This is a genomic window from Nocardia sp. NPDC049190 (assembly GCF_040648115.1).
In the GTDB taxonomy this organism is placed as follows: domain Bacteria; phylum Actinomycetota; class Actinomycetes; order Mycobacteriales; family Mycobacteriaceae; genus Nocardia.
Genome location: NZ_JBEZDE010000004.1, coordinates 87,475 through 108,150 on the forward strand (window position 1 = coordinate 87,475; position 20,676 = coordinate 108,150).

The window sequence follows — 20,676 nt, forward strand, 5'->3', positions numbered from 1 at the left end:
CACGTGATTCGGTCCGAACGGTTTATGCCGCTCGGACCGAATCATGCTCGGCTGTGCTTGTCAGTTGCCTTGAACGAATGCGTCGAGCAGCTTCGTGTAGAGGTCGGTGAAGCGCTTGCGCGAGGCCACCTGCTCGGCGCCGAGCCCGTCGGTCGCGTCGGGTGCGTAGACGATGAGGTGCACATCCTCATTCGGTGACTGCGGCATGTAGTCGATGATCCGGCTGGTTCGGTCGGTGCCCTTCGCCATGCCGAGGTCCGCGGCCGCCAGGGATCTGGTCTCGGCCAGCGCCGCGGTCAGCACCTCCTGGGGAATGCGCCCGTCGACCCGTTTCGGCGGGGCATCCGGCCCGCGATCGGCGGCAACGGCGTCGGGACTCTTGACCGCCCTCCCGTCGGCGAATACCTCCAGCTGTGGACGCAGATCCATCCGGTCCTCCCAGCCGTCGGGGATAGTCGTCAGGGTGAGCAGTGCCAGCGTGGTGGACACCGAAGGCAACGCACTGGGTAGCGGCGGCCGGTCGGGGTTCGGCTCGGCCGCGGCGGTACCGACGCCCACCGCGAGCGCCAGCATCGCAACCAGGACACTCGCTGTCGTTTTTCGCATCAATCCAATCTTCCGGTATGACCCGTGTTCGCGTGTGGCACAGGTGAACTGCCGTCGATCATGACAGAGCCAGGAGCGGTGCGGGTCCTGGTGCGCCGTGCAGTCGAGTCGAACTGTGCGGTCGATCGAATCACCGCAGGGCGGGTGGATTGTTCAGGTCCTGGGCCGAATAGGTGTCACAGGCGCGCACTTCGCCGGTTTTGTAGCCGGTGAGGAACCACTTCTGCCGCTGCTCGGACGACCCATGCGTCCAACCTTCGGGATTGACCCTGCCGCGGGCCGCGCGCTGGATGCGGTCGTCGCCGACCGCCGATGCCGCCGACAGGGCGTCGCGGATGTCCGTGTCCGACAGCGGTTTCAGGAATGGCTGGCCACCGCCGGGTGCGGGCAGTTTGTCCGCGAAGTGCGCCCAGAGTCCCGCGTAGCAGTCGGCCTGTAGCTCGGTGCGCACCGCGCCGGATTCCGGACCGCGCGGATCCCGTTGTGCACGGCCGATATCGCCGAGCTGGTTCTGGATGTGATGGCCGATTTCGTGCGCCACCACGTATTCCTGTGCGAGCGGACCGCCGCTGGAACCGAAGCGGTCCACCAGTTCCTGAAAGAAGCTCGTGTCGAAGTAGGCGGTCCGATCCGCCGGGCAGTAGAACGGGCCGACGGAGCTGGTGGCGTTACCGCAGCCGGTCGAGGTGGCGCCGGAGAACAGGACGACCTTCGGTTGCGCGTACCGTTTGCCGGTCTGCTTCGGCAGTTCGGTGGACCACACGGCGTCCAGACTCTGCGCGGTGAGCACCACCCGGCAGTCGAGGTATTTGTTGGCGTCCGCGCCGGTCTTGCAGTGGCTCGGCGTGCCCGCCGTGCCCGGCTGCGTCTGGCTCTGGTCTTGTGCGCCGGTGAAGTTGCCGAGGACCGAACCGGGGTCACCGCCCAGCAGTAGGGTCAGTACCAGAACGATGAGACCGCCGGCGCCGCCGCCCAGCGCGATCTTGCCGCCCATACCGGGGCCACCGCCGGACGACACCCGATCAGGGTCGATCTGCATGCCCTCGTTGAAGGTCATCGTTGTCGCTTTCTCGTTTATGGTCGCTCACAGCGTTCGGTCCCGGCCCTCGCCGATACAGCTTGGCACGCGCGTGGCGATATCGGTTTCCACTCGGCGAATGTGTCTCACTACGATGGACCCGCACCTGGTCACACCGCGCCGGTGCCGAGTCGTCGAAAGGAACACCGTGCTGCGCACCCACTTGGCTGGTTCGCTGCGAAGCGAGCATGCCGGTCAGACCGTCACCCTCACCGGCTGGGTGGCCAGGCGTCGTGACCACGGTGGTGTGATCTTCATCGATCTGCGCGACGCGTCGGGCGTCGCCCAGGCGGTGTTCCGCGAAGGCGAGCCGGCCGAGCAAGCGCATCGGCTGCGCGCCGAATACTGCGTGCGAGTCACCGGCGTCGTGGAGTTGCGCCCGGACGGTAACGAGAACCCGGAGCTGCCCACCGGCGGCATCGAGGTCAACGTCACCGAACTCGAGGTATTGAACGAGAGCGCACCGCTGCCCTTCCAGCTGGATGAGCAGCCGGGGGAAGAGGCGCGCCTGAAGCATCGCTACCTGGATCTGCGTCGCGAGGGGCCGGCGCACGCCATCCGGCTGCGGTCCAAGGTCAACGCGGCCGCCCGCGAGGTGCTGGCCCGTCACGAGTTCGTCGAGGTGGAGACGCCCACGTTGACCCGATCCACCCCGGAAGGCGCGCGCGACTTCCTGGTGCCCGCCCGGCTGCAGCCGGGCAGCTTCTACGCACTGCCGCAGAGCCCGCAGTTGTTCAAGCAGTTGCTCATGGTCGGCGGAATCGAGCGGTACTACCAGATCGCGCGCTGCTACCGCGACGAGGACTTCCGCGCCGACCGCCAGCCCGAGTTCACCCAGCTCGACATCGAGATGAGTTTCGTCCGTCAAGACGACGTCATCCTGCTGGCCGAGGAGATCCTCGCCGCGCTGTGGAAGTTGGTCGGCTACGAGATCCCGACGCCGATCCCGCACATGACCTATGCCGAGGCCATGCGGCGCTTCGGCTCCGATAAGCCGGACCTGCGTTTCGGCATCGAGATCACCGAGTGCACCGAGTATTTCAAGGACACGCCGTTCCGGGTGTTCCAGGCGCCCTATGTCGGCGCGGTGGTCATGCCGGGTGGTGCGGGCCAGCCGCGTCGTCAGCTCGACGCCTGGCAGGAGTGGGCCAAGCAGCGTGGCGCGAAGGGCCTGGCGTACATCCTGGTGAACGAGGATGGCACGCTCGGCGGTCCGGTCGCCAAGAACCTCAGCGATGCCGAGCGTGAGGGATTGGCCAAACATGTCGGTGCGGTACCTGGGGATTGCGTGTTCTTCGCGGCCGGCCCGGCCAAGGCGCAGCGCGCCCTCCTCGGCGCCGCGCGCGGGGAGATCGCTCGTAAGGTCGGTTTGATCGACGAGAGCGCCTGGTCTTTCGTGTGGATCGTGGACGCGCCACTGTTCGAGTCGACCGCCGAGGCGACGGCGAGCGGCGATGTGGCACTGGGGCATTCCGCGTGGACCGCGGTGCACCACGCGTTCACCTCCCCGAAGCCGGAGTCGCTGGCCACTTTCGACACCGACCCGGACTCCGCGCTGGCCTACGCCTACGACATCGTCTGCAATGGCAACGAGATCGGCGGCGGCTCGATCCGTATCCACCGTCGCGATGTGCAGGAACGCGTGTTCAAGGTGATGGGGATCAGCCACGAGGAGGCGCAGGAGAAGTTCGGATTCCTGTTGGACGCCTTCGCTTTCGGCGCCCCGCCGCATGGCGGCATCGCCTTCGGCTGGGACCGGATCACCGCGCTGCTGGCCGGGCTCGATTCGATCCGCGATGTGATCGCGTTCCCGAAGACCGGAGGCGGTGTCGATCCGCTGACCGACGCACCCGCGCCGATCACCGCGCAACAGCGTAAAGAGGCAGGTCTGGATGCCAAGTCGGAGCAGAAGAAGGGCGAGGCCGACAAGCCCGTGCACTAGCTCGTCGCGCGGGAGCGGTACCTTCCCTTCCGGCCGGCAGCGAACGTCGCGGGGCCTCGCTGTGGTCGGGAGGATGCTCGAGCTCCGGCCTCGCGCGGGCAGCGAGGCCGGGCCGCCGGCGGTTCGTGCGCTGGATCGGGATGCGGTCCGATCGATCGGTGATCGTCGCTACAGCGTGGGGTAGGCGCCTGCGTCGAGCACGCGGTAGGCGTAGGTCACCGCGATGATGGTGACCGGGCCTGCGACCAGCAGGCCGATACCACACAGCAGCAAGCCGAAGAAGGTCACCACCGTGACCGCGAGCACGAGCAGCAGCACCTGCCAGATATTGGCGATCACTAGGGTGAAACTGGACTTCAGCGCCTCGAACGGTCCCTGGTCCTGATCGAGGACGTAGTGCAGTGAAAATATGCAGAGCACGCCGGCGACAAGTCCGGGGACGAGGCACAGCGCGGAGCCGAGGACGGTCAGGCTGAACGCCAGCAGCGCGGTGAGCAGGACGTTGCCCGCATTCAGGAAACGGAAGTACGAACCGAAAGACGGTGGCGTGTCATTGGTTTCGTACAGCGCGCCGCGGACCATGGCTGCCTGCAGCAACCAGACGCCGGCCAGCGCCGCGAGGCAGATCAACAGCAAGGGCAACATCGTCGTGGGATCGGCGATCTGCACGACGAGCAGGAATGCCAGGTAGATGAGCACGCCCACGGCGGTCACGCCGACCCACGGCCCAGGATTGGCGCGAAATTTCGCCCAGCCATAGCTCAGCGCCTGACCTACATCGAGTGTGCCGGGGCCCATGGGAACCTGCTGGTAGCCGTAGACCGGCTGCTGTGCTGATGCGGTACCGGGCGGAGGCATCGTGCCCGGCTGCGGCATGCCGCCGGGTGGCGTCGGGCTGGGACCGGTGCCCTGCGGCCCGTAGCCGGTATGCGGCGCGATCACTGGCGGAGGGTCCAGCGATTCGTTGCCGTATTGCGTCGCGCCAGGGCCCCCGAACTGCGGGTATCCCGCCGAGCCGGCCATCTCGTTAGGGGCGTGGCCGGTCCCGGGGCCCGGAACCGGCGGGGCCTGGCTTTCGTGCTGTCCCGGCCGCGCTGCGACGCCCTGCGCGTGACTCGGGTCGGCGGCACCGGCAGCTGATTCCTTCGGCACGGGGGGCGGTGTTTCGGTCATGCGTAGACCTTTCCACTCATTTGCGCTGTGGCGCAGAGCAGTTGACGATGAGAAACCTGACCGGCGCAATAGTGTCAAGCAACCGGTGACCGTTGTTCAACCTTGGCGCAGACACGCCGAGCGACGCGGAAAGGTTGTGTAACCGCTCGCTAGAAGTGACCGGATGCGAGTAGCTTGAAAGGCGATGACCGCACTATTGGCCGAACGCGCCACCGAAGTCGTGTCCGCAGCGCAACAGTTGCTCACAAAGCGAATGGGTGCTCCGGTAAAGCTGAGCGATCCGATCGAACTCAGCGGTAGTGGAAGAACGACCGTCCTCCGTGTGCGTGTAGCGGAGAATGCCTTCTCGTTGCCACGGACCTTGATCGTGAAGCAGGTCCGCGGTGCTGCTCGGGACCGTCGGACCGGTGGTCTGGCTCCGGGCGTCGTCAGCATCGATTCCGCGTTTCTCCGCGAGGCCGTCTCCTATCAGTTCACCACCGCCCTGAGTCGGGAGCATCGGCCAGGTGCGTACCTGATCGCCCACAGTCTGCCGGAGCGGTTGCTGATTCTCAGCGATCTCGGCGAGAACTCCCTGTTGACGGCCGTGCTGCGGTCCGGAGCCGAGCCCGCCTCCCGTAACGCGCTGATGGCATTCGCGCAGGCGCTCGGTCGGATGCATGCGGCCACGGTCGGACGCGAGGCCGATTTCGTCGCACTGCTGCGCCGGGTGGACGTCGTGCATCGCGTCGACGGTATCGCGCAGCAGGCCGAGTCGGCGATCGCCGAGGTGCCGAAGCTGCTGCAGCGTGAACTGGGCGTCGAGGTGCCCGGCGAGATCGCTGAGCGTATCGTGCGGGGCAACCGGCTCTACTCCGCAGGGCGTTTCCGCGCGTTCAGTCCGTCGGACCTGTGCCCGGACAATGTGATCCTGAACGAGGAGGGGGCGCGCTTCCTCGACTACGAGTGGGGTGGGTTCCGCGACGCGACGCTGGACATCGCCTACGCGCTGGTGTCCTTCCCCGGCTGCCTGTGCGATGTCGAACTGTCGCGGGAACGCGCCAGCCAGATGGTGGAGGCGTGGCGTTCCGAGGTGGTGGGCGTGTGGCCCGCGCTGGCCGATGACGACCTGCTCGCCGAGCGAATCCTCGAGGCCCGGCTGATCTGGGTGTGGCTGTCCACCTTCTGGTTCCTGCCCGCCGACCACGGCCGCATCGCCTCAGCGCGCGAGCATGGATTGTCGGTGCCACGCTCCGCTGCGCTGATCAATCGCTGGGCCGCGCTCGCCGAAGACGCCCGGTGCACGGGCGACGACATCGTCGGCGATTTCGCCGAGGATGTGTCGGCGATGTTGGAAGAACGCTGGTCGGAATAGGTGTCCGCGACATCCGACGCCGGAGTCGTGGTGTGTCAGCCGGTGAGTTCGGCGAGACGCGCTTCCAGATGTGCGCGTTCGACGCCGTTCTCGGTGAGCAGCAGGGCCGACTCGTAGGCAGTCGCCGCTTCCGCGCTACGGCCGAGGTCGGCGAGGAATGCCGCGCGTGACGCCTCGAGATAGCCGTAGGTGGCGAGGGCTGGGTCATCCGCCAGCGCGTCGAGCAGCGCGAGGCCCTGCGTTAGGTCACCGGAAAGGCCGACGGCTACAGCGTAATTGAGCCGAACGACAGGTGAAGGCCAGCGGCGGAGCAGCACGAGATACAGACCGGTGATCTCGCGCCAGTCGGTCTGTTTCCAACTGGACGCCTCGCCGTGCACGGCGGCGATGGCGGCCTGCACCGTGTATCTGTCGGTGTGTGGGAGGGCGCTGTTCAGCAGTCCGATGCCCTCCTCGATGGCGTCGCGGTCCCACCTGGAACGGTCTTGATGTTCGAGGGTGCACAGCCGTCCCCGCGGGTCGAGTCGGGCGTCGCGACGTGCGTCGGTCAGCAGGATCAGCGCCAGCAGGCCGGTCACCGTCGGGTCGCCGGGGACCAGCGTGTGCATCATCCTGGCCAACTCCAGCGCTCGGTCGACGAGGTCTCGGCGGACCAGTTCGTCACCGGAGGGTGCGGTGTGGCCGGTGGTGAACAGTAGGTGGACGACCGCGCAGATGGCGTCGAGTCGCTGCGGGAGTTCGCGCACCGACGGTACCCGGTAGGGGATGCGGGCGAGCGCGATCTTCTTCTTGGCTCTGGTGATCCGGGCAGCCATGGTCGACTCGCTGATCAGGAAGGCGCGGGCGACCTCGGCGGTGGTGACGCCGCAGACCATGCGCAGGGTGAGCGCCACCTGGGCGTCCCTGGACAGCGCCGGGTGACAGCAGGTGCTGATCAGGCGCAGCCGGTCATCGGGGATATCGTCGAGGACGCGCATCGCGCGGTCGGCGGTGTCGTCGTCGGCCGGGTCGGTGACCAGCTTCGGTAAGGTGCGGCGCAGCGTCGACTCGCGGCGAAGAAGATCCAGACCGCGCCTGCGCGCGACCGTGGTCAGCCAGGCGGCGGGCTTGGCGGGAACGCCGTGCGCCGACCACTCGGTGAGCGCCTTCGCGTAGGCGTCCTGGACGCATTCCTCGGCGAGGTCGAAATCGCGGACCAGCCGCACCGTCGCGGCGAGCACGAATGCCCACTCGCGCCGGTGCGCCCGCTCGACCGCCGCGGCGGCTTCGGTGTCGATTCGCATCGAACTGGTCCGGGCCCGCCTACTCGAAGGTCATGATCGGACGGACCTCGACGCCGCCGAAACGGGCGGGCACCTGCTCGGCGAGCGCGATCGCGGCATCCAGATCCGGAGCCTCCAGCAGGTAGTAGCCGCCGAGCGCCTCTTTCGCCTCGGCGAACGGCGCGTCGGTCACCGTGAACCCACCGTCGTCCCGCTTGCGGATCGCGGTCGCCGTGCTGGTCGGTTGTAGTGCGTTGCCGCCGCGCAGCGAGTCCTTCGCGATCTTCTGGAAGGCGAGATGGTCCTGGTAGATCTCGCCCATCACCTCCTGTGACGCCGCCGCGTAGGCGGTCTCGTCTTCGTACAGCAGCACAAGGTATTGGCTCATCGTCTTGCTCCTTCGGGTTCCGGGCCCGCTGATCGGGCCGCCGTACTCATTCCGACGCGCGAACTCATGGCAGATCGACACCCTGTCGAAGAAATTCTGCTCCGAGATCCCCGGTATTTCGATGTGGTGCGAATGTCGACCGCGGCCGGTGCGGGAAAAACCCCGGAGGCGGGCTGGTGTGTCGGCTACCACGGCCCGCAGCGCTGTCGGTGCGGCTCGGTAACGTTCTTTCGGTGAACGATGGCTTGTTCGATGTGCCCGGTTCGGCCGCCGTCCCGGTCGGGCACACGATCGACAACGTGGTGCGTCGGGACGCGGGCGCGCCCCTGGCGGTGCGGATGCGCCCTGCCGCGTTGGATGAGGTGGTCGGACAGCAGCATCTCCTGGGTCCGGGGTCGCCGCTGCGCAGGCTGATCGAAGGCTCCGGAGCAGCGTCGGTGCTGCTGTACGGTCCGCCGGGCACGGGAAAGACGACTCTCGCAGCACTCATCTCGCAGGCGACCGGCCGCCGCTTCGAGGCGCTGTCCGCGCTCTCCGCGGGGGTGAAGGAGGTGCGTGCGGTGATCGATGTGGCGCGTCGCAGACTATCGGTCGGTGAACAGACGGTGCTGTTCATCGATGAGGTGCACCGCTTCTCCAAGACCCAGCAGGATGCGCTGCTCGCCGCGGTGGAGAACCGGATCGTGCTGCTGGTCGGCGCGACCACGGAGAACCCGTCGTTCTCCGTCGTGTCACCGCTGCTGTCGCGCTCGCTGGTGTTGCAGTTGCAGTCGCTGACCGAATCGGACCTGCGCCAAGTGCTGACTCGCGCGCTCGCCGATCCACGCGGGCTCGACAGCGAGTACGCCGTCACCGACGGTGCGCTCGACCACATCATCCGTATCGCGGGCGGCGACGCGCGACGCGCGCTCACCGCGCTGGAGGCCTCCGCCGAATCGTCTCTGGATGGCACCGTCGATGTCGAACTCGTCGAGGCGAGCGTGGACAAGGCAGCCGTCCGTTACGACCGTGCCGGAGACCAGCATTACGACGTGATCAGCGCGTTCATCAAGTCCATCCGTGGCTCGGACGTCGATGCCGCGTTGCATTACCTGGCCCGGATGCTCAGCGCCGGCGAAGATCCGCGCTTCATTGCCCGCAGGCTGATGATCCATGCCAGCGAGGACATCGGCATGGCCGATCCGACGGCGTTGCAGACGGCGACGGCCGCGGCGCAGGTGGTGCAGCTGGTCGGCCTGCCGGAAGGGCGGCTGGCGCTGGCTCAGGCCACTATTCATCTGGCCACCGCACCCAAGTCCGGCGCGGTGGTCACCGCGATCGGCGCCGCCATGGCCGATGTCGCCGCGGGCAAGGCAGGCGCCGTGCCACCGCATCTGCGTGACGGTCACTACGCGGGCGCGGCGCAGCTCGGAAACGCCCAGGGCTACCGGTACCCGCACGACAACAAAGACGGCGTTCTCGCCCAGCAGTACCCGCCCGACGAGCTGGTCGGGGTCGACTATTACCGCCCGACCGAGCACGGCCATGAACGCGAGATCGGCTCGCGCGTGGACAAGCTGCGCCGGATCGTGCGCGGGTGAAGCCACACCGGACCCGGTGGACGGGTCCGCGGGGGTTCGCCGGGCTGCCGGACACTGTCCCGGTCGATGAATAATCGCGTGCGCGGCACCGGTAGGCTGGATATCTGTGCAGACCCACGAGATCCGACGGCGTTTTCTGGACCATTTTCTCCGTGCCGGCCACACCGAGGTGCCGAGTGCCTCACTGATCCTGGCCGACCCGAACCTGCTGTTCGTCAATGCGGGCATGGTTCAGTTCAAGCCGTACTTCCTGGGTCAGGAGGCGCCGCCGTACGCGCGGGCGACGAGCGTGCAGAAGTGCGTCCGCACCGGCGACATCGAAGAGGTCGGCGTCACCACGCGGCACAACACCTTTTTCCAGATGGCGGGGAACTTCGCCTTCGGTGACTACTTCAAGGAGGGGGCGATCACTCTCGCCTGGGAGCTGATCAGCAAACCCCAGGACGAAGGCGGCTACGGATTCGATCCGGAGCGGATCTGGGTGACCGTGTACCAGGATGACCCGGACGCGGCCGAGATCTGGCGCCGGGTCGCCGGTATCCCCGCGGAGCGGATCCAATTCCGCGACGGCAAGGACAACTACTGGGACATGGGGGTGCCCGGCCCGGGTGGCCCGTGCTCGGAGATCTACTACGACCGCGGACCGGAGCACGGCCGAGACGGCGGACCGGTCGCCGACGAGGACCGCTACCTGGAGATCTGGAACCTGGTCTTCATGCAGGACATCCGTGGTGAGTTGAGCCCGAAGCAGGGGCACCCGCCGGTCGGATCGCTGCCGAAGAAGAATATCGACACCGGCATGGGCGTCGAGCGGATCGCGTTGCTGTTGCAGGGCGTGGACAACGTCTACGAGACCGACCTGCTGCGCCCGATCATCGACAAGGCCGAGGAGCTGACCGGCCGCTCCTACGGCGTGCAGCACGAGGACGACGTGCGCTTCCGCGTGATCGCCGACCACGCCCGCACCGCCGCGATGCTGATCGCCGACGGTGTGAACCCCGGCAACGACGGCCGGGGCTACGTGCTGCGTCGTCTGCTGCGCCGGATCGTGCGCTCGGCCCGCCTGCTCGGCGCGGAGAAGCCGGTGATGAGCGAGTTCATGAACGTCGTGAGCGACCTCATGGCGCCGGCCTACCCCGAGTTGTCCACCGACTTCCGCCGGATCGAGACTGTCGCGGTCGGTGAGGAAACGGCGTTCCTGAAGACGCTGAACACCGGATCCACCCTGTTCGACAACACCGCGGCCACCGTGAAGGCCAAGGGTGGCAAGACGATCGCCGGGTCGGATGCCTTCACCCTGCACGACACCTACGGCTTCCCGATCGATCTGACCTTGGAGATGGCCGCCGAGGCGGGCCTCTCGGTAGACGAAGAGGGTTTCCGCGCGCTCATGGCCGAGCAGCGCAAGCGCGCGAAGGAGGACGCCCAGGCCCGCAAGCACGCCCACGCCGACCTGACGATCTACAAGGAGTTGGTCGACCGCGGCGCCACCGAGTTCACCGGCTTCGACGAGCTGACCTCAGAGGCCACCGTGCTCGCTCTGATCGCCGACGGCGTCCGGGTGCCGACCGTGACCGCCGGGCGGGACGTCGAGGTGATCCTGGACCGTAGCCCGCTGTACGCCGAGTCCGGCGGTCAGATCGCCGACCGCGGCAGCATCACCGCCGCGGGCCTGAAGCTGCGCGTCAATGATGTGCAGAAGATCGCCAAGAAACTGTGGGTGCACAAGACCACGGTCGAGCAGGGCCAGATCACCGAGGGCGATGTGGTGCTGGCCCAAGCCGATCCGGCCTGGCGGCGCGGCGCGACCCAGGGGCACTCCGGCACGCACATGGTGCATGCCGCTCTGCGCCAGGTGCTCGGCCCGAACGCGGTGCAGGCGGGATCGTTGAACAAGCCGGGCTACCTGCGCTTCGACTTCAACTGGCAGGGCCAGCTGTCCGAGCAGCAGCGGGCCGACATCGAAGCCGTGTCCAACGACGCGGTCGGCGCCGACTTCCCGGTCAACACTTTTGTCACCGACCTGCCGAAGGCCAAGCAGATGGGTGCGCTTGCGCTGTTCGGCGAGAACTACGGCAACGAGGTCCGCGTCGTCGAGATCGGCGGCCCGTTCTCGACCGAGCTGTGCGGTGGTACGCACGTGCAACATTCCTCGCAGATCGGCCCGATCACGGTACTCGGTGAGTCGTCGGTCGGCTCCGGCGTACGACGCGTCGAGGCATTCGTCGGCCTGGACTCCTACCAGTACCTGGCCAAGGAGCGTGCGCTGCTGGCAGGCGTCGCGTCGTCGCTGAAGGTGCCCTCCGAAGAGGTGCCCGCGCGCGTCGAACAGCTGGTGGAGCGGCTCAAGGCCGCCGAGAAGGAGCTCGAGCGGACCAAGATGGCCGCCGTGCTGTCCTCGGTGGGCACCTACGTCGAGCAGGCTGAGCGGATCGGCCGCTTGTTGCTGGTCGCTGTTCCCGCGCCCGAGGGCGTGCCTGCGGGCGATCTGCGGACGCTGGCCACCGATATCCGCGGCCGGTTCGGTAGCGAACCCGCGGTAGTGGTCCTGCTCGGCCATGCCGAGGGCAAGGTGCCGTTCGTGGTGACGGTGAACAAACCCGCCCAGGAGTTCGGCATCAAGGCGGGCGATCTGGTCGGTAGCTTCGGTCCGAGCATCGCGGGGCGCGGCGGTGGTAAGCCGGAGATGGCGCAGGGCGCCGGTTCGGATCCGTCCGGTATTCCGGCGGGGCTGGCCGCGGTCCGCCTCCGGGTGGCTGAACTAGCCGGGTGATGGGCGCCCCTGGAAGTCCGGAGAGGTCGGCGTCACCCGATGCCGATCGGCCGCAGCCCGGCACCGATCCCGGTCGGGGCAGGCGGATCGGCGTCGACGTCGGCAGCGTCCGGATCGGCGTCGCTGCCTGCGATCCTGACGGTATCCTCGCCACCCCGGTGGAGACCGTACCGCGCGCGAAGCAGAATCAGCGTGCGGACGCGGTTGCTCCCGATATCCGGAGGATTGCCGAAATTGTGCGGGAGTATGAAGCCGTCGAGGTGATCGTGGGATTGCCACGAACATTGCGCGGGGAGAAGGGGGCTGCCGCTACGCTGACGACTGTGTTCGCCGATCGGTTGCGGGCTGCTATCGCCCCGGTGCCTGTGCGGCTTTCCGACGAACGTTTGACTACGGTGTCAGCTGCACGTGCATTGCGGGACAGCGGAGTTCGCGCGCGTGGCCAGCGGCAGGTGATCGACCAGGCGGCGGCCGTGTCGATCCTGCAGGGATGGTTGGACGAACGGAGTGCGGTGTTGAGGTCGGTGGAAGCGGGACGTTCTGTGTCGTCGGGGGACGATGCATGACCGATCGGTGGGCGCGGGCCGAGGAACTGTTTCGACAGCGCGAAGCTGATCGGCGTTACCGAAGAGACGACCAGGCCTGGGCCGAGCATGACGACGAGGCCGCGCAAGCGCATAGCCGTGTCGGCGGCCGCGATGATGACGAATACGACACGTCCGTCATCCCGCGCTACGTCGAGGACGAGTACGAGGACGAGGACGAGTACTACGACCCGCCGCCGCGACGACCTGCCCGGCGGCCCGAGACCCAGCGTCCGCGGGGGGCCGGTCGTCAGGAGGCGCCGCGCCGCCCGAAGCGGGCGCAGCCGGAGCGCGCCGGGCGCCCGCAGCGCGGCAGGCGTTCTCGGGCCTCCTCGCGCAAGGCGGCCGAGCGCAAGAAGCGGCGCAGGAACCTGTGGGTCATCACCGGTGTCTTCGTGCTGCTGTTCACCGGCGCCGTGGTGTTCGCCGGGATGAAGCTGGTCGACGGCCTCGGCGGCCCGGAGGACTTCGCGGGTCCCGGGGGTCCGCTTGTGGTGGTGCACGTCCAGCCGGGCGACACGTCGCAGCAGATCGCCGCGACGATGGTCGAGAAGGGCGTTGTCGCGAGCACGGGCGCGTTCGTTCAAGCGGCCGTGCGTAATTCGAACATGAACTCGGTGCAGCCCGGGTACTACGCGATCCCCAGCCGCAGTCCCGCCGCGGAGGCGGTGATCGCGCTGATCGCCAAGTCCTCACGGGTCGGCAATCTGGTGGTGTCGGAAGGGCGTCAGCTGCACGACCAGCAGGATGTGAACACCGGCTCGCGCAAGGAGGGCATCTATCGCAAGATCGCGGACGCCAGCTGTATCGGGACCGGTCCGACGCAGAAGTGCGTGACCTACGAGCAGCTCGACGCCGCCGGCGCGACCATGGATCCGGCAGCGCTCGGTGTGCCCAACTGGGCCGCGCAAGATCTGCGCAACGTCCCGGACCGCAGCAGGCAGCTCGAAGGTCTGATCGCCGCAGGCACGCTGGATTTCGATCCGAGCGGGACACCGGAGCAGATCCTCGCGCAGGTGGTCACCGCCAGTGCCCGCAGCTACGAGGGCACCGGATTGCTGCAGTCGGGCACCGAGACCAAGCTGAGCCCGTACGAGACGCTGGTCGCGGCCTCGCTGGTCGAGCGAGAAGCGCTGCCACAGGACATGTCCAAGGTGGCACGCGTGATCGTGAACCGGTTGCGGGTCGATCAGCCGTTGCAGTTCGACTCGACGGTCAACTACACCCTGGACCGCACCGAGGTCGCGACCACCGATTCCGACCGGGCGACGCGCAATCCCTGGAACACCTACGCCATGGCGGGCCTGCCCGCCACGCCGATCTCGGCGCCCTCGCTCAACGCGTTGCGCGCCGTGGAGAATCCGGAGCCCGGCCCCTGGCTGTATTTCGTCACCATCGATAAGCAGGGCACCACGCTGTTCACCGACAGCTATCAGGAGCACCTGCGCAATATCGAGAAGGCAAGGCAGAGCGGGATTCTGGACAGTGGCCGGTAATCGGAAGGCGGCGGTGCTCGGCACACCGATCGAGCACTCCCGTTCTCCACAGCTGCACCTGGCTGCCTATCGTGCGCTTGGGCTGGACTGGACTTACGAGCGCATCGAGTGCTCGGCCGAGCAGTTGCCCGGGCTGGTCGGCGGGCTGGGTCCGGAGTGGGTCGGGCTCTCGGTGACCATGCCGGGCAAGGAGGCCGCGCTCGCCTACGCCAGTGCGCGAACCGAACGGGCCGTGCTGGTCGGGTCGGCCAATACGCTTGTCCGCGTCGAGGACGGTTGGCGGGCGGATTGCACCGACGTGGACGGGGTGCTCGGGGCGCTTCGCGGTGGTGGGGTCACCGAACTGGCCGAGGGTGTGGTGCTCGGCGCGGGCGGTACCGCTCGACCCGCGCTGCTGGCGATGTCGGAACTGGGTGGCAAGGCGGTCACTGTGGTCGCGCGGGATGCCGGGCGAGCGCGTGGCGCACTGGAACTCGCGGAGCGCCTCGGGATGACCGCGACTCTGGTCGGCTTCGATGTCGCGGCGATCGGCGCGGCTTGCGCCGCATCGGGCGCCGTGGTGAGCACGATCCCCGCGACCGCCGCCGCGGTGGTCGCGGACGCGGTGGCAGCTGCCCCCGTGGTGCTGGACGCGATCTACGACCCATGGCCGACCCCGCTGGCCGATGCGGTCGAGCGCGCCGAGCACACCGTGGTCAGCGGACTGCAGATGTTGCTGAACCAGGCCTACGGGCAGGTCGAGCAATTCACCGGTCAACCGGCTCCGCGTGCTGCGATGGCCGCCGCGCTGGCGGGTGTGGCGTAGCGCCGGCATCGGTGCCGATCCGGCGCCAACTAGGCGAAACAGCCAAGTAGCTGATACGTGTTCTAGTTTGGGACCGGACAGCGCGGGGTTATGGTGGTCGGCATGAACGGTTGGGTGCTGCGAGCCGTCGTGTTCGGCGCGCTGGTAGTTGTGCTGCGTGCCGCGCTGGGGTTCGCGATGGCGTACTGGCCCACGCACGGCGCGTGGATGCGGATCCTGTGCTTGATCGTGCTGGTCGCGACCATTGTGTCCTGGGGTGTGCTCGATGGCCGTGCGGACCGGATCACCGGCTCGCGTCCGGAGCGCGGTTCCGATCTGACCCTCCTCTGGCTGAAGGCCGCCGTCGCGGGCGGCGTCGGCAGCGGGCTGGTCGCCTGGGTACTGGACTGGATACCCCGATTCGACCTCGGTGACAACGGCCTGCTGTTCGAGCTGACCGCCAGCGCGTCCTTCATCATCCTGCTGATCTTCGTGCCCGCGCTGATCGGCGTGGGCATCGGTCGGATGCTGGCCGATCGCCGCGGCTCGAAGCGACGGGCCGCTGCGCCGCCGCACGAATCCGCGGACTTCTGACTCGACGATAAACGGCGTGCCCCAGTACGGAGCGCGCCGTGTGTCGGGTGCGGACGGCGCGGTGGTTGGGCCGTGCGCGCTACAACAGGACCGAACCGCCGCTCGACGGGCTGTCCTCGCGAGCGATCGCCGAGTACGCCGCGGCCAGTAGGGCAGGGTCCGGTCCCTCCAGGCGGCCGGGCTTGGCCAGACCGTCGAGTACCACGAAGCGCAACACACCCGAACGTGTCTTCTTGTCGGTCTGCATGGCATCGAGCAGTTGCGGAAGGGCCTCGGCGTCGTAGCTGGTCGGCAACCCGACAGAGGCCAGGATCGCGCGGTGTCGATCAGCGGTGGCGTCGTCGAGACGGCCCGCGAGGCGGCCGAGTTCGGCGGCGAAAACCAGTCCGACGGCCACCGCGGCCCCGTGCCGCCAGCGGTACCGCTCCCGCCGCTCGATCGCATGGGCGAGGGTGTGGCCGTAGTTGAGGATCTCGCGCAGACTTGCCTCTTTCAGATCGGCCGCGACCACGTCGGCCTTCACCTGGATCGCGCGGCGGATCAGTTCGGGCAGCACATCGCCGGCCGGGTCCAGCGCGGCCTCCGGATCGCGCTCCACCAAGTCGAGGATCACCGGATCGGCGATGAAACCGGCCTTGATGATCTCGGCCATGCCCGCCACGATCTCGTTGCGCGGCACCGTTTCCAGCGTGGCCAAGTCGACGAGCACGGCGGCGGGCTCGTGGAAGCAGCCGACCAGGTTCTTTCCCGCCTCGGTGTTGATGCCGGTCTTGCCGCCGACAGCGGCATCGACCATGGCCAGCAGCGTGGTCGGAACGTGCACGATTCGCACCCCGCGCATCCAGGTGGCGGCGACGAAACCGGCGAGGTCGGTCGCCGCGCCGCCACCCAGACTGACCACGACGTCGTTGCGGGTCAGGCCGATTCGTCCGAGCACTTCCCAGCAGTACCCGGCGACGGGCAGGTCCTTGCCTGCCTCGGCGTCCGGAATCTCGATGCGGTGGGCGTCGATACCGTTGTCAGCCAAGGCCTTCCGTACGACTTCGGCGGTCTCGGTGAGCGGCGGCTGGTGCAGGATCGCTACGGTACGCACGCCTGCGGACGCACCGCTGACCGACTCGACGAGTTCGCCGAGCAACCCGCGGCCGATGATCACCGGGTACGGGTCGGCGGTCCGGACTTCGAGACGACTCGGCTCTGTCACGTGGCTTGCTCCGATTCTGTTGTTACTGGCGCTGACTGTGCTGCTGAAGCCGACTGTTGGCGGGCACGGGCACGCGCACGTCTGGTGCGGTTGCCGGCTGCCGTTCTGTCGCGGGAACCGACTCCGTCCGCGGCGCTCGATTCGCCGGTGTCGGTGCTGCCCCCGCGGGTCCGAGGAGACCGGACGGTCACACCGGGTTCTGCTGGCGGGTTCGGCGCGGTGTCGGTGGGCTTGCCCTGTTCGGCGGACCTGCGTTGGGCGGCCGCCCGCGCTCTGGCTCGCCGCCGAGCCCGGGATCGACTGCTGCCCTGTGGTATTCTGGCCGGCTGCTGCTTGTGGTCCGGCGCGGCCGCGGGCGACTCGACCGGTTCCATCCCGAGCTTGGTCATGATCATGCGGACGACCCGCCCCGGGCTGCGGCCGTCGGTCCGCAGTCGGGTGGTCGCCACCTCGCGGTAGAGCGGGCGGCGGGTGCGCATCAACTCTCGATACTTGGCGCTGGGATCCGCGCCGTTGAGCAGCGGACGCTGCATGCTCGCCCCAGTGCGCCGAAGCCCTTCGGCCACACTGATTTCCAGGTAGACGACGGTACGGCTGCGAAGCAGCGCCCTGGTGTTCGCGGACAGTACGGCGCCGCCACCGAGCGAGACGACTCCGCGTTCGGCCAGGATGGCGCGGCGCACCACCTGTTCTTCGATCCTGCGGAACTCGGGTTCACCGTCTTCGGCGAAGATCTCCGGGATAGTGCGACCGGTCTCGCGCTCGATCCCGGCATCGGTGTCGTACAGCTCGACACCGAGTTCCCTGGCGAGCTTGCGGCCGATCGTGGATTTCCCCGCCCCGGGCGGTCCGACCAGCACCACGCGCGGGACGCGCGGGTCGGTCTGCACGATCATTGTGACCGACTGTCCATGGTTATCTGCGGGGCGCCGACGTGCGGGCGGGTGCTGATGCGCTTGACGTAGCTGGTGATGTTCTCGGTGGTCTCGGTGAGCGAATCGCCGCCGAACTTCTCCAGCGCGGCCTGCGCCACGACCAGAGCCACCATGGATTCGGCGACCACGCCCGCGGCGGGCACGGCGCAGACGTCCGAGCGCTGGTGGATGGCGACCGCTTCGGCGCCGGTGGTCATGTCGACGGTGGACAGTGCCCGCGGCACGGTGGAAATCGGCTTCATCGCGGCGCGTACCCGCAGCGCCTCGCCGTTGGTCATGCCACCTTCGAGGCCGCCCGCGCGGTTGGTGGAGCGCAGCACACCGTCGGGGCCGGGTCGCATTTCGTCGTGCGCCTGGCTGCCGCGCCGCCGCGCGGTCTCGAAGCCATCGCCGACCTCGACACCCTTGATGGCCTGAATACCCATGAGCGCGGCCGCGAGCCGCGAGTCCAGACGGTTCTCGCCACTGATGAACGAGCCGAGGCCGACCGGGAGACCCTCGACGACCACTTCGACTACGCCGCCGAGGGTGTCGCCGTCCTTCTTGGCCGCTTCGATCTCCGCGATCATCGCTGCTTCGGCGGTCTTGTCGAATGCGCGCACCGGGCTCGCGTCGACCGTGCCGAGGTCGGCGGCGGACGGCACGATGCCGGTGCTGTTCTGTGCGCCGCCGATCGAGACGACGTGCGAGACGACCTCGACGCCGAACGCCTGGCGCAGGAAGTTGCGCGCGACGGTGCCCGCCGCCACGCGTGCCGCGGTCTCCCTGGCGCTGGCACGCTCCAAGACATTGCGGGCGTCGTCGAAGTTGTACTTGAGCATGCCCGAGTAGTCGGCGTGACCGGGCCGCGGCCGGGTCAGCGGCGCGTTGCGGGCCAGTTCGGCGAGTTCGGCCGGATCGACAGGATCGGCCGACATCACCGTCGTCCACTTCGGCCACTCGGAGTTGGCGATCTCGATGGCCACCGGACCGCCCATCGTGTGACCGTGCCGCACACCGCCGACGACGGTGACCTTGTCGGCCTCGAACTTCATCCGTGCGCCGCGCCCGTACCCCAGCCTGCGTCGTGCCAGCTGCGCGGAGATCTCGTCGGATGTCACCTCGACGCCGGCCACCATCCCCTCGAGGATGGTGACGAGGGCGGGACCATGGGATTCTCCGGCAGTTATCCAGCGCAGCACATCGTCCATCTTCCCATGTCGGCGTGCGTGCTTCGGCAGGCGGCCCGCAGACGGTGGGCACTGCTGCCGGACCGGCGCTCGTGCCACCGCCGGCCCGCCGCGGATCCGCAGCTCGCCGCGGCGCACGCACCCATCCGTATCGCGATTGTCGACGACAACTCGAAAACTCGACCTGGATCACCGAGCGAACCGAATATTGCAACGATGAAATTCGATCGAGGAATGGCGCTCAGAAGTATGATTCGGGCAATCAGGCAGCAACGGGGCAGCATAGACGTAGCATGGGGTCCATGTCGGCCGATGTCGACCCCGGCCGTACCCGGCTGTTGGTGGCGGAGGATCACCCTATGGTGGTGATGGCGTTGGACTCCGCCTTCGAACTCGTCGACGACATTGATGTCATCGAAATAACAAGGTCGATCGAGGATGTGATCGGTGCTGCAGGTCGATACCACCCGCATGTAGTTCTGCTCGACCGTCGCCTGCCCGACGGCGACGGTATCGACGCCATCGGGCAGCTGCACAGAGCGTCCCCACAGAGTCGGGTGCTGGTTTTCACCGGGGACGCCGACCAGGCCATGGTCGACCGGGTGATGGCCGCGGGTGGCGCCGGTTTGGTGCTCAAGACCGGAATGTTCGACGACTTGCTGAACGTCATCCGTCGTGTCGCCGCCGGCGAGAAGTGCTTCGACGTCGACCTCGGATTCGACCGGCCACGCAGACGAAGTTAGGCAGGTACACCGATGGTCCAGGACACCGCGACCACGGACCGGGTAAGCAGCAACGACGAGCGACTGCAACCGTTGTTGGACGGGCTCAAGGCGGTGCGCGACGGTGACTTCCGGCGGTACCTGCCCGAGGTCGGTGATCCGCTGCTGGACGAGATCGCCACCGTCTTCAACGGCATGGTGGACCAACTCTCGCTGTTCACCACAGAGGTCACGCGGGTCGCGAGGGAGGTGGGCACCGAGGGCATGCTCGGTGGTCAGGCTTCGGTGCCCGGGGTATCGGGTACGTGGAAAGATCTGACCGAGTCGGTGAACGCGATGGCGGACAACCTGACCGCTCAGGTCCGGGACATCGCGGGTGTGGCCACCGCGGTGGCGCAGGGCGACCTGTCGCAGAAGATCACGGTGGATGTCAAAGGAGAGTTGCTGGAGTTGAAGATCACCATCAACACGATGGTGGACCAGCTCTCGGCATTCGCCGACGAGGTGACGCGAGTCGCCCGGGAGGTGGGCAACGAGGGCCGGCTCGGGGGCCAGGCGCAGGTGCCAGGGGTATCGGGAACGTGGCGGGACCTCACCGAATCGGTGAACATCATGGCGGGCAACCTCACGGCACAGGTTCGGTCCATCGCGGAGGTGACGACCGCGGTGGCGAAGGGCGACCTGTCGCAGAAGATCACCGTGGATGCCCGCGGCGAGATCTTGGAACTGAAGTCGACGATCAACACGATGGTCGACACCTTGTCCTCGTTCGCCGACGAGGTGACTCGCGTCGCGCGCGAGGTCGGTACCGAGGGGCGGCTCGGTGGCCAAGCTCAGGTGCTCGGCGTCTCGGGCACCTGGAAGGGTTTGACCGAGTCGGTGAACTTCATGGCGGACAATCTGACCGACCAGGTGCGTTCGATCGCCCAGGTCGCGACCGCGGTCGCGCAGGGTGATCTGTCGCAGAAGATCCGGGTGGATGCCCGTGGGGAGATCCTGGAACTGAAGGACACCATCAATACGATGGTCGAC

The 20,676-nt window shown here is 67.7% G+C and carries 17 protein-coding genes and 1 pseudogene; 10 read left to right on the forward strand and 8 right to left on the reverse strand.

Annotation, left to right across the window (positions count from 1 at the left end):
• Positions 1-60: 60 nt before the first annotated feature.
• The gene (locus AB0B25_RS05745; protein WP_357175251.1) at positions 61-606 is read right to left on the reverse strand and encodes a hypothetical protein; all 546 of its coding nucleotides are present in this window, start codon (positions 604-606) and stop codon (positions 61-63) included.
• 130 nt (positions 607-736) lie between these two features.
• Entirely contained in the window at positions 737-1,663 is a 927-nt protein-coding gene (locus AB0B25_RS05750; protein WP_357175254.1) for a neutral zinc metallopeptidase, read from the reverse strand.
• Positions 1,664-1,832: 169 nt separating this feature from the next.
• Here AB0B25_RS05750 and aspS point away from each other — a divergent pair, with 169 nt between their 5' ends.
• On the forward strand, positions 1,833-3,626 hold the full coding sequence (gene aspS, locus AB0B25_RS05755; RefSeq protein WP_357175256.1) for an aspartate--tRNA ligase: 1,794 nt from the start codon (positions 1,833-1,835) through the stop codon (positions 3,624-3,626).
• Positions 3,627-3,794: 168 nt separating this feature from the next.
• On the opposite strand, the gene AB0B25_RS05760 is transcribed toward aspS, so the two are convergent.
• A complete protein-coding gene (locus tag AB0B25_RS05760; protein WP_357175259.1) occupies positions 3,795-4,799 on the reverse strand; it encodes a hypothetical protein in 1,005 nt (334 codons plus the stop codon).
• Between the two features lie 184 nt (positions 4,800-4,983).
• On the opposite strand from AB0B25_RS05760, the gene AB0B25_RS05765 reads away from it, so the two are divergent.
• Positions 4,984-6,153 carry a kinase gene (locus AB0B25_RS05765; RefSeq protein WP_357175262.1) on the forward strand — a complete coding sequence of 390 codons (1,170 nt, stop codon included), beginning with the start codon at positions 4,984-4,986 and terminating at the stop codon, positions 6,151-6,153.
• Between the two features lie 35 nt (positions 6,154-6,188).
• On the opposite strand, the gene AB0B25_RS05770 is transcribed toward AB0B25_RS05765, so the two are convergent.
• Together AB0B25_RS05770 and AB0B25_RS05775 are read right to left on the reverse strand one after the other, a co-directional pair.
• Positions 6,189-7,436: a sigma-70 family RNA polymerase sigma factor gene (locus AB0B25_RS05770; protein ID WP_357175265.1), complete on the reverse strand. Its 1,248-nt coding sequence runs from the start codon at positions 7,434-7,436 to the stop codon at positions 6,189-6,191.
• A gap of 19 nt (positions 7,437-7,455) precedes the next feature.
• Positions 7,456-7,803, reverse strand: coding sequence for a YciI family protein (locus AB0B25_RS05775; RefSeq protein WP_357175267.1), 348 nt, complete (start codon positions 7,801-7,803; stop codon positions 7,456-7,458).
• A 290-nt stretch (positions 7,804-8,093) separates the two neighbouring features.
• Here AB0B25_RS05775 and AB0B25_RS05780 point away from each other — a divergent pair, with 290 nt between their 5' ends.
• The 6 genes from AB0B25_RS05780 to AB0B25_RS05805 all read left to right on the forward strand — a co-directional run bounded on the left by AB0B25_RS05780 (position 8,094) and on the right by AB0B25_RS05805 (position 15,614).
• Complete coding sequence (locus AB0B25_RS05780) at positions 8,094-9,383, forward strand: replication-associated recombination protein A (RefSeq protein ID WP_357175752.1); 1,290 nt, start codon at positions 8,094-8,096, stop codon at positions 9,381-9,383.
• A 106-nt stretch (positions 9,384-9,489) separates the two neighbouring features.
• On the forward strand, positions 9,490-12,156 hold the full coding sequence (gene alaS / locus AB0B25_RS05785; protein WP_357175268.1) for an alanine--tRNA ligase: 2,667 nt from the start codon (positions 9,490-9,492) through the stop codon (positions 12,154-12,156).
• Complete coding sequence (ruvX, locus tag AB0B25_RS05790) at positions 12,156-12,722, forward strand: Holliday junction resolvase RuvX (protein ID WP_357175271.1); 567 nt, start codon at positions 12,156-12,158, stop codon at positions 12,720-12,722. Before alaS ends, ruvX begins: the two co-directional genes overlap by 1 nt.
• Complete coding sequence (locus tag AB0B25_RS05795; protein WP_357175273.1) at positions 12,719-14,236, forward strand: endolytic transglycosylase MltG; 1,518 nt, start codon at positions 12,719-12,721, stop codon at positions 14,234-14,236. The genes ruvX and AB0B25_RS05795 overlap by 4 nt, the downstream gene beginning before the upstream one ends.
• Complete coding sequence (locus tag AB0B25_RS05800) at positions 14,226-15,041, forward strand: shikimate dehydrogenase (protein WP_357175276.1); 816 nt, start codon at positions 14,226-14,228, stop codon at positions 15,039-15,041. The genes AB0B25_RS05795 and AB0B25_RS05800 overlap by 11 nt, the downstream gene beginning before the upstream one ends.
• A gap of 102 nt (positions 15,042-15,143) precedes the next feature.
• Positions 15,144-15,614, forward strand: a complete 471-nt coding sequence (locus AB0B25_RS05805; RefSeq protein WP_357175279.1) for a B-4DMT family transporter — start codon at positions 15,144-15,146, stop codon at positions 15,612-15,614.
• Between the two features lie 79 nt (positions 15,615-15,693).
• Here AB0B25_RS05805 and aroB read toward each other — a convergent pair whose 3' ends face one another.
• The 3 genes and pseudogenes from aroB to aroC form a co-directional block, all read right to left on the reverse strand.
• The gene (gene aroB / locus AB0B25_RS05810) at positions 15,694-16,818 is read right to left on the reverse strand and encodes a 3-dehydroquinate synthase (protein WP_357175282.1); all 1,125 of its coding nucleotides are present in this window, start codon (positions 16,816-16,818) and stop codon (positions 15,694-15,696) included.
• 245 nt (positions 16,819-17,063) lie between these two features.
• Positions 17,064-17,714, reverse strand: a pseudogene (locus AB0B25_RS05815) (shikimate kinase); the annotation flags it as partial.
• A complete protein-coding gene (gene aroC, locus AB0B25_RS05820) occupies positions 17,711-18,934 on the reverse strand; it encodes a chorismate synthase (protein ID WP_357175755.1) in 1,224 nt (407 codons plus the stop codon). The pseudogene AB0B25_RS05815 and the gene aroC, both read right to left, overlap by 4 nt.
• Before the next feature lie 290 nt (positions 18,935-19,224).
• On the opposite strand from aroC, the gene AB0B25_RS05825 reads away from it, so the two are divergent.
• Together AB0B25_RS05825 and AB0B25_RS05830 are read left to right on the forward strand one after the other, a co-directional pair.
• Complete coding sequence (locus tag AB0B25_RS05825; RefSeq protein WP_357175285.1) at positions 19,225-19,665, forward strand: response regulator transcription factor; 441 nt, start codon at positions 19,225-19,227, stop codon at positions 19,663-19,665.
• 12 nt (positions 19,666-19,677) lie between these two features.
• A partial coding sequence (locus AB0B25_RS05830) for a HAMP domain-containing protein (protein ID WP_357175288.1) occupies positions 19,678-20,676 on the forward strand: 999 nt, incomplete at its 3' end.